The sequence below is a fragment of the Pseudonocardia ailaonensis genome (assembly GCF_039531635.1).
In the GTDB taxonomy this organism is placed as follows: domain Bacteria; phylum Actinomycetota; class Actinomycetes; order Mycobacteriales; family Pseudonocardiaceae; genus Pseudonocardia; species Pseudonocardia ailaonensis.
This window is the reverse complement of record NZ_BAAAQK010000006.1, coordinates 79,307-89,464: the sequence shown is the minus strand read 5'-3', so window position 1 is coordinate 89,464 and position 10,158 is coordinate 79,307. Positions and strand designations below refer to the sequence as shown.

The following is a 10,158-nucleotide window of genomic DNA, read 5'->3' as shown; positions in this document are numbered from 1 at the left end:
GAGTTCCCGGGCCCGTGCCTCACCGGAACCGTCAGCCGCGGGTGAGGGGGAGCAGGCGCAGGGCCACCTGGATCTCGGTGCGGCGCTCGGTGACGGGACGGCCGAGCAGTTCCTCGGCGCGGCGCAGCCGGTTGCGGACGGTGTGTTCGTGCAGGCCCAGGGCCTTCGCGGTGCCGACGTGGCTGCCGGTCGCGAACCACGTCCGCAGGGTCTCGCGCAGCCGCTCGCCCTCGGGGCCGTCGTCGGCGAGCCCGCGGAGCTCGTCGGCCACGAACCGGGCGGCCCGGTCCGGCTTCCCGGGGTCACCGCCGCCGAGCAGGGCCTCGAGGCGGACGTCCGCGATCGTCACCACGCCCGGGGTGCCCAGCCGGGCGCGCACCCGCTCCACCTGCTCGGCCTCGGCGAACGTGGCGCGGAAGCCGGCGAGACCCGGTGCGGGAGAACCGACGGAGGCGGTGGTGCCGTCGAGCGCCTCGGCCAGGTCCTCGGTGTCGGCCCAGGTCGGGCGGCCGAACCACAGGACCGTCCGATGCTCGTCGAGGCGGTACCGCAGCTGCTGCGCCGCGACGGGGGAGCCCAGGGTGTCGCCGCCGGTCAGGAGCACCGCGACGTGGGTGGCGCCGACGTCGTAGCCCAGTGTGAGCCGCAGGTCCCGGTCGGGCGGGGGCGCGGCCGGATCCGCCAGCAGCTGCCGGACGATCCCGTGCCGCAGGTGCTCCCGGGAGTCGCGGAGGGCCTCGTCGACGCGGGCGTAGGCGCGGGCGACCGTGCGCATCGCCCGGTCCTGGTAGGCGAAGACCATCCGGGTGGAGTCGCGCAGGGCGGTGCTCAGGTCGTCCCCGGGGCCCGCGCCCGCCGTGAGGTGCTCGGCCCAGCGCTCCCAGATCGCGAGGAAACCGACGCGGTAGGAGTGCTGCAGCGCAGTCTGCGGGAGCCGCAGCTCGGCCTGGGCACGGGCGAACTCGGTGGGGCGCTTCAGGTCGGGGAGGCCGGGTGGGATCCGGCCGGCGAGCAGGTCGCGCAGGGTGGTGACGTTCTCCTCGACGCTGGCCCGCAGCATCCCGGCGAACCCGTCGTCACCGATCCGTTCGGGCCAGACGGCGGCCAGGTCGGCGGCGACGACGGCCTCGGTGGTCGCCGCGACGTCGAACCCGGCCGCGAGCTCCCGCACCCAGGGGGCGAGATCGTCGGCCATCCAGGGAACCTAACCGTTCAGAAGGTCCAGCGGGTGGCGCCGCCGGGCTCGACGGTGCCCAGCGCGGTCGCGCTCGTGGCGTCGATCCGGTAGATCGCCCACGGCGGCGTCCCGGCCGACGGCGCGCTGAACTCCGCGGTCAGCGCGGTGCCGCTGTCGTCGACCCGGCAGGGCCAGCCGCCCTCGGCCCAGGCCGCGGCCAGGCGGGCGACGGTCTCGGGATCCGTGACGTGCACGGCGCTCCCGTTGACCGTCAGGTCGAAGTCGTGGGTGGCCAGGCTCAGCGCGCAGCGCGGGTCGCGGGCGAGGTTGCGGCCCTTGCGGGTGGTCTCGCCGGTCTCGAACCAGAACGCGCCGTCCACCCAGAGCGCGCCGAGGGCGGTGACGTGTGGGCTGCCGTCGGCGTTGAGGGTGGTGAGCCAGCAGGTGTGCCGGTCCGGCCCGCCCTGGCCCGGGGCCTGGGCGAACCCGGCCTCGAGGCCGGCGCCCACGGCCGCCCAGTCCATGGCCGGCAGGTCGTACAGGGTCGCGAGGTTGACGGTGTCCATGGAGGGTGGACCGCCCGGCGGCGCGGAACTCATCGGGCTCCCGTCCCGGGTAACGGAGTTGGAGCGGAAATGGAGCGACCTCGGGGAGCCTGTGCGGGAGGCGAGCGAGGAGGACGACGTGGGCGTGTACATCGAGGACCTGGTGGCGGCGCTGGAGGCGGCCGGGGACCGGTCCGTGACCCGCACGGAGCTGCGCGACACGACCGGCACGGAGCTGCGCGACACGAGTGGCACGGAGCTGCGCGACACCAGTGGCACGGCGCTGCTCGGCGCGGTCCGCCGCTACGCCCGGGTGCTCGACGGCCTGGGGGTGGGCCGCGGGGATCTCGTCGCCCTGATCGCGCCGAACGCCCCCGAGGCGCTGGCCGTGCGGTACGCGGCGCACGTGATCGGGGCGGCGGCGGTGTACCTGTCCGTGCCACCGGATCCCGAGCGCCGGGCGCGCACGATCGCGCAGTTCGACCCGGCGTTGCTGGTGCTGTTCCCGCAGACGGCGCACCTGCTGCCGCCCGGCGTCACCGTGCCGCTCGCCGCTGTCGGAGAGGTCGAGGGCGTGGACCTGCGGCTGGACCTGCGGGCCGCCGAGGAGTCCGACGCCCCGCTGGAGGTCCGGGCCCGGCCGGAGGACCTCGCCGTCGTGATCTCCTCGGGTGGGACGACCGGCGTGCCGAAGGGCAGCCGGCGCGACTTCGCCGCCTACACCGCCTGCCTGCCGGTCGTGCGGGATCCGGGGCGTCGCCAGCTCGCCAACGGCAAGCTCGCCTACCTCACCCAGATCCTGGTCGACCAGACGATCATGGGTGGCGGCCTGGTCGTGTTCGCGGACCGCTACGAGCCGCTCGCGACCCTGGAGACGGTCGAGCGGGAGCGGATCACCCACCTGTTCCTGGTGGAGCCGCAGCTCTTCGGGTTGATGGACCACCCCGCCGTCGCCTCGCACGATCTCTCCTCGCTCAGGGCGCTCACGCACATCGGGGCCATGGCCGCGCCGGTGCTGCGCGAGCGGGCGCGCGCGAAGATCGGCCCCGTCGTCATGCACACGTACGGCGCCAGCGAGATCGGGATCGTCAGCGCGCTGACGCCGGCCGAGCACGACCGGCCCTCCCGGTTCTGGTGCGCGGGGCACATCGCGCCCGGTGTCGAGGTGCGGTTCCGGCGGGCCGACGGCACCCTCGACCCGCGGGCCGGCGCGATCGAGGTGCGCTCGCCCGCGATGGCGCAGGGCTACCGGCACCGCCCGGTGGAGGAGGCCGAGCACTTCGTCGACGGCTGGTACCGCACCGGCGACCTGGGCGAGCTCGACGCGGAGGACATGCTCTGCTTCGTCGGCCGCGAGTCGGACGTCGACGCCTTCCGGGAGGTCAGCCCGGTCGCGATCCAGGACACGCTGTGTCGCCGGGCCTCCGTGCGCTACGCGGTGATGGTGGCGGGGGAGCACCCGGTCGCCGCCGTCGAGGCATGGCCGGACGGGAAGGTCGACGTCGACGACTGCCGGGCCGCGGTCGCCGAGGCGTACGGCACCGAGCTGGCCGAGGCCCTGCGCTTCCTCCCCGTCGACACGATGCCGCTCACGGAGCAGGGCAAACCCAACCGCCCCGCCCTCCGAGCCGCGGCAGGTACCTGACGCTGTGAATGGCGGCCGGGGGACGGCAGCCGGCGGAGCCGGTGGGGTGGGTGAGCGGAGTCGCTATAGCGACTATTGCCCCTCACGAGGGTCGGGTGGGGGGTGAACCCTACCCGGGTTCGGGGGTGGAGCCCTGCCGGTCGGCGGGTGCACACGATCGTTTGCCGGGGCTCTGAGCAGCAGAGTTGTCCTCGTCAGCAGGAACGGACGAGGAGCCCCCGATGTCGAACACCACCACCGCCACCACCGGCCGGTTCCCGATGGTGCGCGAGGCCCGCCGCTTCCTCACCCACCTCCGCACCCAGCGCACCATCACCCCCACCACCGGCACCCTGCGCCCGGCCGTCTCGGCCCACGCCGAGGGCCTCAACGTCCTCATCGTCACCTCGGAGGCCCCGCCGATCGTGTCCGGGATCTCCCGCTGCGTCGACCGCCTCACCACCGGGCTCCGCGGCCGCGGACACCGCGTCGACGTCCTGTCCTCGGTGCAGATCCCCCGGCTGTCCTTCGGCGAGTACCGCTTCTCGGCGATGCTGGCCTACTGGCGCCACATCTCGGCCATGACCCGCGACTACGACGTCATCAACCTCCACGGCCCGGTCCCCACCATGTCCGACGTCTTCCTCCTCCTCGCCGGCGCCCGCCGCGGCACCCCGGTCGTCTACACCCACCACTCCGCCCTCGCCGTCCGCGGCGCCGAGACCCTCTCCGGCGTCTACAACCGCCTCCACCGCATCCTCTCCGGCCGCGCCGACATGACCCTGACCACCTCGCAGTTCTACGCCGACAGCGAGTCCCGCGGCTCGGGCCGGCCGCCGGTGAAGGTCATCGAGTGGGGCACCGACCTCCGCCCCCTCGCGGAGAAGAAGACCGACGGCCCGCTGCGGGTGCTGTTCGTCGGGCAGATGCGCCCCTACAAGGGCCTCGAGTGGCTCATCCCCGCCGTCGCCGGCCAGGACGGCATGGAGCTGACCCTGATCGGGGACGGCCCGCACCGCGCCGACTACCAGCGCCTCGCCGCCGGCGCCACGAACATTCGCTTCGCCGGCCGGGTTTCCGATGAGGAGCTCGCCGCCGCCTACGACCAGGCCGACGTGGTCACCCTCCCGTCCGTGACGCAGGCCGAGGCGTTCGGCCTGGTCGTGCTGGAGGGCATGATGGCCGGTGCTGTCCCGGTCGTGTCCGACCTGCCCGGTGTCCGCGACCTGGCCGCCGGCCCCGGCACGATCGTCCCGGCCCGCGACGTCGACACCCTCCGGGCGGCGCTGCGGGAGCTGGCTGATGACCGCGAGCTGCTGGCCACCCGTTCCGCCCAGGCCCGGGCCAAGGCCGAGACCCTGACCTGGGACTCCTGCGTGGCCCGCTACGAGGACGCCCTGTTCACCGCGATCGAGGCCCGCGGCACGGTTGCCCCGGTCACCGCCCCGGCCATGGCCCTCGCCGCCTGAAGAGCCGCCTGACGGACCCGGCCCGGACGCCCCACGGGGGCGCCCGGGCCGGCGTGCGTCCCCCGGCGAACCGCTCGCACACCGTCCCGGTCCTCCGCACACGTGGTCCTGCAGGTGTGCGAGGGCCCGGAGTGGTGTGCGAGCGGGCGGAACGGGCGCGGGTCAGACGACCTCGTTCAGCTTTCCGGTCGCTACGTCGAAGACGAAGCCGCGCACCGAGTCCTTGTTCGGGACGAAGGGGTTCGCCTTGATCCGCCCGATCGACTGGCGGACGTCCTCGTCGAGATCGGGGAAGGCCTCGGCGGACCACTGGGGCTTGATGCCGGTGTCGTCCTGGATGGACTTCTTGAAGCCGTCGTCGGTGAAGGTGAGCATCCCGCAGTCCGTGTGGTGGATGAGGATGATCTCCTGCGTGCCGAGCAGACGCTGGCTGATCGCGAGCGAGCGGATCTCGTCGTCGGTGACCACGCCGCCGGCGTTGCGGATGACGTGGGCCTCGCCCTCGTTGAGGCCGAGGATGCGGTAGACGTCGAGCCGGGCGTCCATGCAGGCCACGACGGCAAGGTGCTTGGCGGGCGGGAGGGGGAGCGGGCCGGAGAAGCTCTCGGCGTAGCGGGCGTTGTTGGCGAGCAGGTCGTCCGTGACGGACATGGCTGTGTCTCCTGGTGTCGTTCCGATGGGATCGGGAACGGCCGCGCAGACGCGCAGGAAGGACCGCGGCTACTGCGCGGCCGGGAGACAGAACTCGTCGAACTCGCACACGCGGCGGCTCGGCCAGAAGAACTGGAGCCGCATGCGCAACATGGCATCAGTCAACCGCACCCGGACGGCCCCGTCGAGAGGGGCCGCCCGGGTGGGCTGCTCACTTCGGGAGGGGAAGTCCCTTCGTCTCCGGGCCCGCTATCAGCGAGAACACGATGCCGAGGACGTAGATGGAGCCGATGACCAGGGCCGCGGTGGCGATCCCGCCCAGGCCGCCGACGATCGCGCCGGACAGCAGGGCGCCGGCGGCGGCGAAGATCCGGCTGGCGTTGAACACGACGGTGATCGCGCTGCCCCGCAGGTGCGTGGGGAAGAGCTCGCCCGGGTAGGTGGCCATCCAGCCCATCTGCCCGAGGGTGAAGAACCCGTTGACGGCCACGACGAGGGTGAGCAGGCCGAGCGAGCCCCAGTGGAACCCGAACAGCACCCAGGTCAGCACGAGCGCTCCGGCGAAGTAGCCGAACAACGCCCACCGCCGGCCGATGGTGTCCGCGAGCAGCCCCCAGACCAGCCAGCCGACGACGCCGCCCGCGTTGTAGGCGACGACGATGAGCGTGGTCGTGGTGGGTGCGGCACCGGCCGCCTTCACCGCGGCCCCGGCGTACTGCGGCACCCAGGTCGACACCGCCCACCAGCCCACCAGGCTCGCGGTGGACAGCGCCAGCAGCTTCAGCATCCGCCCGCGGCTGACCCGGTCCGCGAAGATCGCGCGCAGGGTGAACGTGGTGAGTGCGCGGTCGCCCTCGCGGGCCTCGCCGCGCTGCGCCCGGGCGTTCGCCTCGCGGCGGCGCTTGTCGGACTCCTGCCACAGCGGGGACTCGCCGACCCGCCGCCGCACGAACAGCACGACGAGCGCGGGCAGCGCCCCGATCGCCAGCAGCCAGCGCCAGGTGCCCGGGTCCGTGGGGCCGAGCAGCCAGAACACGCCGGTCGCCACCAGGAAGCCGACGCCGAAGGCGCACTGCAGCAACGCGATCCCGCGCCCGCGGGTGCGGTCCGACCAGGTCTCGGCCACCAGCGCGCTGCCGGGACCCCACTCGGCGCCCATGCCCAGCCCGGCGATGATCCGCAGGATCAGGAAGATCGTGAAGTTGGGGGAGAGCGCGGCGAGGCCGGTCGCGATCGCGTAGGTGAGGATCGAGACCATGAGGACGCGGCGGCGTCCGAAGTAGTCGATCAGGACGCCGGACGTGAGCCCGCCGATCGCCCAGGCGACCAGCTGCACGGCGAGGATCGTGCCGAAGTAGAGCGGCGAGGCACCCTGCCCGATCAGGTCGGCGACGACGAGGCTGCCGACGAGGACGATCGAGTAGGTCTCGAACCCGTCGAGCATCCAGCCGAGCCAGGCGGAGGCGAAGTTGGCCCGGCGGACCTTCGCCGGTGCGGCGGCGACGGCCGCGGGAACTGTGGCGGTCATGCGCCCTTCTCCGTTTCGATCCAGCGGACGAGACGCTCCACCGCGTACCCGCCGAAGTCCTTCTGCGGCCGGGGATCGGCCGACTTCGCCTCCCGGGCGAACTCCTTGAGCAGCCGCAGCGCGGAGGGATCGCGCCCGGCCAGCTCCGCGACGGTCCGGTCGACCACGGCGTCGAGGTCCGCCTCGGCCACCACCCGCGACACCAGGCCCAGCGACCGGGCCTCGGCCGCGCCGACCCGGCGCCCGGTGAGCACCAGATCGTCCGCCACCTTGGGGTGGACGTGCCGGTACAGGTAGGTGAGGACGACGAGCGGCGGCAGCCCCGCCGCCAGCTCGTCGAACCCGAGAACCGCGGTGTCCGCCGCGATCGCGATGTCGCTGTGCAGCGCCAGGCCGGTGCCGAAGCCCAGGGCCCGGCCGCGCACCGCGGTCACCGAGATGCCGGGGAACGAGCCCAGCAACTCGTTGGCGCGCAGGATGAGCGAGAGGTTGTCCGCGCGGCTCACGCCCGGCACCTTCTCGCCCTTGTCGCGGCCGGGGGTGAGGTCCGCGCCGGCGCCGCGGAGCAGCAGCACCGGGGTGCCGGCGGCGTGCGCCTGCTCCAGGGCGGCGAGCAGCGCCTGCATGGTGGCGTAGGTGATCGTGTTGCCCTGGTCGGGGCGGTTCAGCGTGATCGTGGTGATGGATTCCGTCAGGTCGACGAGAACGGGACTGGCCACGGAGTCGCTCATGTGAGTCCTAGGTGGGCGCGGAGGGTGGTGCCGGCGTAGTCCTGGGGGAACAGACATCGCCTGCGCAGCAGCGGGACCACGTGGTCGACGACCGTGTCGAGGCCGCTGGGGAACGCGTCGATCATGAGGTTGAAGCCGTCCGCGGCCCCGGCCTCGAGCCAGGTCTGTGCGGTGTCCGCCAGCTCCTCGGGGGTGCCGACGACCTGGAGGTGGCCGCCGCCGTTGGCGTACAACAGCTCCCGGACGGTGAGCTGCTCGCGCTCGGCCAGGCCGACCGCGGCGTCCCGGAAGCCGTGCGAGCCGCGGAAGCCGGCGTTGGCACGGATCTTGTCCACCGGCAGCGGGCGGTCGAGATCCAGCTCCGCGACGGGCACCCCGACGCGCAGGGCGAGCTTCTCCAGCTCGGGCCCGATGCCGCGCAGCTCGTCGAGGGTGTCCTTGCGCCGCTGGGCTTCCGCGGTCGTGCTGCCCAGCACGGGGAGCAGGCCGGGCAGGACCTTGATCGAGTCGGCGGGGCGGCCGTGCGCGACGGCCCGGCGCCGGACGTCGGACCGGAACTCGACCGCCCCGGCCAGGGTGTTCTGCGCGGTGAACACGACGTCGGCGTACTGCGCGGCGAGCTCGCGCCCGCCCTCCGAGGCCCCGGCCTGGAAGATCACCGGCCTGCCCTGCGGGGAGCGCGGCAGAGTCGAGGGGCCGCGGACGGCGAAGTGCGGGCCGACGTGGTCGAGGGCGTGCACCCGGGAGGGATCGACGTAGACGTTGCCCGCCTTGTCGCCCACGGTCGCGCCGGGCTCCCAGCTCTCCCACAGCCCGATCACGACGTCGAGGAACTCGGCGGCGCGGGCGTAGCGCTCGTCGTGGGCGGGCAGCGGCAGGCCACCGAAGTTGCCGGCGACGGCGGGCACGAAGGTGGTGACGGCGTTCCAGCCCGCCCGGCCGCGGCTCATCGCGTCCAGGCTCGCGAAGCGCCGCGCCAGGTTGTAGGGCTCGTTGAACGTGGTCGACGAGGTGCCGACCAGCCCGATCCGCTCGGTGTGCGCGGCCATCACGGACAGCACGACGGCCGGGTCCAGGGCGCCGAGGTTGGGGCGGGCGAACCGCTCCTCGCTGACGTCGAGGGTGTCGGCCAGGAAGATCGCGTGCAGGCCGCCGCGCTCGGCGGTCGTGGCGATCTGCACGTAGTAGGCGGGATCCGTCTGGTCGAACGGGTCGCCGTCTCGGTAGCGCCAGGCGCCGTGGTGCATGCCCAGGCCCATCACCGTGGCGGTCAGAATCATGATCGGAGTCCGCGGGCCTTCAGCAGGGGGACCACGGCCTCGGTGAAGTAGGCGAGCTCCGGCTCGTAGTCGTAGAAGCCCAGCTGCACCCCGTCGAACCCGGCGGCGTGCAGCCGGTCCAGGCTCTCGGCGACCTTCTCCGGGCCGCCGACGATCTGCAGGTGCCCACCGAGGGCCCGGTCCGCGAGCACGTGCTGCGGCCAGGCCTTGGAGTCCCCGGTGGTGTGTCGGGCGTGGTAGGTGACCAGGGACTCGTGGTCGGCGTGGGCCACGATCTCGTCCCGGTAGGCCTCCGCCTCGGCATCGGTGTCCCGGCAGATGACGAGTGGGAAGATGATGACCTTGACCTCGCGGCCCTGCGCCCGCGCGGCCGCCTTGATCTGGGCGACGTGCGCGGGCATCGCGTCGATCGCCCCGTCGAACGCGGCGCCGGCCGGGCTGGCCGTGAACACGATGTCCACGTGCTTGCCGGCGAAGTCGTAGCCGGCCTGGGAACCGCTGGCGGCCACCAGGATCGGGCGGCCGTACTGCGGGCGCGGGGAGACGAACGCGTCCGTCAGCTTGTAGAACTCGCCCTCGTAGGTGAGGTTCTCCCGGCCCGCCCAGAGGTCCTCCATGATGGACGTGAACTCGTCCGCCATGTCGTAGCGCCGGTCGTGGTCGATGCGGTCCATGCCGAACATCGGGGGCTCGCCGGTGGCGTAGCCCGTCACGATGTTGAGGCCGTAGCGCCCGCCCGCGATGTGGTCCGCCGTCGCGGCGAAGCGGGCCAGGTGCAGCGGGTGCCAGTTGCCGTAGAGCACATGCACGGTGGAGATCGACAGGATCGAGGTGGTCGTGGTCGACAGCGCGACCGTGGAGATGAAGGGGTCCAGGAAGTTCTCGCGGTAGTGCTGCTCGCCGCCGAAGCCGCCCTGCCCGATCCATTGCTGCAGGCCGAACACGAACTCGAAGCCCGCGTTCTCGGCGAGCTGGGTGAGGTGGCGGTTGTACTCGAAGTCCCAGCGGGTGCCGCGCGGCAGCGTGGACTGGGAGAACGCGCCGGTCTGCAGGGGCAGGAAAAGGCCCAGCATCAGGGGCTGCCGGGCCGCCCGCGACAGCGGCGACTCCGGGTCGTCGAGGGGCGAGGTTCCACGGTCGAGCGAGCGCATGT

Annotated in this window: 9 protein-coding genes; 2 read left to right on the top strand and 7 right to left on the bottom strand. The window is 73.1% G+C overall.

Features of this window, described 5'->3' with window-relative positions:
• Positions 1-31 precede the first annotated feature (31 nt).
• Complete coding sequence (locus tag ABD324_RS14325) at positions 32-1,195, bottom strand: PucR family transcriptional regulator (RefSeq protein WP_344416581.1); 1,164 nt, start codon at positions 1,193-1,195, stop codon at positions 32-34.
• 17 nt (positions 1,196-1,212) lie between these two features.
• A complete protein-coding gene (locus tag ABD324_RS14320; RefSeq protein ID WP_344416579.1) occupies positions 1,213-1,743 on the bottom strand; it encodes a pyridoxamine 5'-phosphate oxidase family protein in 531 nt (176 codons plus the stop codon).
• A 118-nt stretch (positions 1,744-1,861) separates the two neighbouring features.
• Between ABD324_RS14320 and ABD324_RS14315 the strand changes: the two genes are divergently transcribed.
• A complete protein-coding gene (locus tag ABD324_RS14315) occupies positions 1,862-3,367 on the top strand; it encodes a class I adenylate-forming enzyme family protein (RefSeq protein WP_344416576.1) in 1,506 nt (501 codons plus the stop codon).
• A gap of 221 nt (positions 3,368-3,588) precedes the next feature.
• Positions 3,589-4,815, top strand: coding sequence for a glycosyltransferase family 4 protein (locus tag ABD324_RS14310; protein WP_344416574.1), 1,227 nt, complete (start codon positions 3,589-3,591; stop codon positions 4,813-4,815).
• 162 nt (positions 4,816-4,977) lie between these two features.
• Here the strand turns inward: ABD324_RS14310 and ABD324_RS14305 are convergent, their stop codons facing one another.
• The 5 genes from ABD324_RS14305 to ABD324_RS14285 all read right to left on the bottom strand — a co-directional run bounded on the left by ABD324_RS14305 (position 4,978) and on the right by ABD324_RS14285 (position 10,156).
• Positions 4,978-5,466, bottom strand: a complete 489-nt coding sequence (locus tag ABD324_RS14305; RefSeq protein WP_344416572.1) for a beta-class carbonic anhydrase — start codon at positions 5,464-5,466, stop codon at positions 4,978-4,980.
• Positions 5,467-5,677: 211 nt separating this feature from the next.
• Positions 5,678-6,994 carry an MFS transporter gene (locus tag ABD324_RS14300; RefSeq protein WP_344416570.1) on the bottom strand — a complete coding sequence of 439 codons (1,317 nt, stop codon included), beginning with the start codon at positions 6,992-6,994 and terminating at the stop codon, positions 5,678-5,680.
• Positions 6,991-7,725 carry an enoyl-CoA hydratase/isomerase family protein gene (locus tag ABD324_RS14295; RefSeq protein ID WP_344416568.1) on the bottom strand — a complete coding sequence of 245 codons (735 nt, stop codon included), beginning with the start codon at positions 7,723-7,725 and terminating at the stop codon, positions 6,991-6,993. The genes ABD324_RS14300 and ABD324_RS14295 overlap by 4 nt, the downstream gene beginning before the upstream one ends.
• Complete coding sequence (locus ABD324_RS14290; RefSeq protein WP_344416566.1) at positions 7,722-9,005, bottom strand: LLM class flavin-dependent oxidoreductase; 1,284 nt, start codon at positions 9,003-9,005, stop codon at positions 7,722-7,724. The genes ABD324_RS14295 and ABD324_RS14290 overlap by 4 nt, the downstream gene beginning before the upstream one ends.
• Positions 9,002-10,156, bottom strand: a complete 1,155-nt coding sequence (locus tag ABD324_RS14285) for an LLM class flavin-dependent oxidoreductase (RefSeq protein WP_344416564.1) — start codon at positions 10,154-10,156, stop codon at positions 9,002-9,004. The genes ABD324_RS14290 and ABD324_RS14285 overlap by 4 nt, the downstream gene beginning before the upstream one ends.
• Positions 10,157-10,158 lie beyond the last annotated feature (2 nt).

Coding starts and splice junctions, on each gene's coding strand:
- ABD324_RS14325 (WP_344416581.1), bottom strand. CDS start 1,195: ATGGCCGACGATCTCGCCCCCTGGGTGCGGGAGCTCGCGGCCGGGTTC.
- ABD324_RS14320 (WP_344416579.1), bottom strand. CDS start 1,743: ATGGACACCGTCAACCTCGCGACCCTGTACGACCTGCCGGCCATGGAC.
- ABD324_RS14310 (WP_344416574.1), top strand. CDS start 3,589: ATGTCGAACACCACCACCGCCACCACCGGCCGGTTCCCGATGGTGCGC.
- ABD324_RS14305 (WP_344416572.1), bottom strand. CDS start 5,466: ATGTCCGTCACGGACGACCTGCTCGCCAACAACGCCCGCTACGCCGAG.
- ABD324_RS14300 (WP_344416570.1), bottom strand. CDS start 6,994: ATGACCGCCACAGTTCCCGCGGCCGTCGCCGCCGCACCGGCGAAGGTC.
- ABD324_RS14295 (WP_344416568.1), bottom strand. CDS start 7,725: ATGAGCGACTCCGTGGCCAGTCCCGTTCTCGTCGACCTGACGGAATCC.
- ABD324_RS14290 (WP_344416566.1), bottom strand. CDS start 9,005: ATGATTCTGACCGCCACGGTGATGGGCCTGGGCATGCACCACGGCGCC.
- ABD324_RS14285 (WP_344416564.1), bottom strand. CDS start 10,156: ATGCGCTCGCTCGACCGTGGAACCTCGCCCCTCGACGACCCGGAGTCG.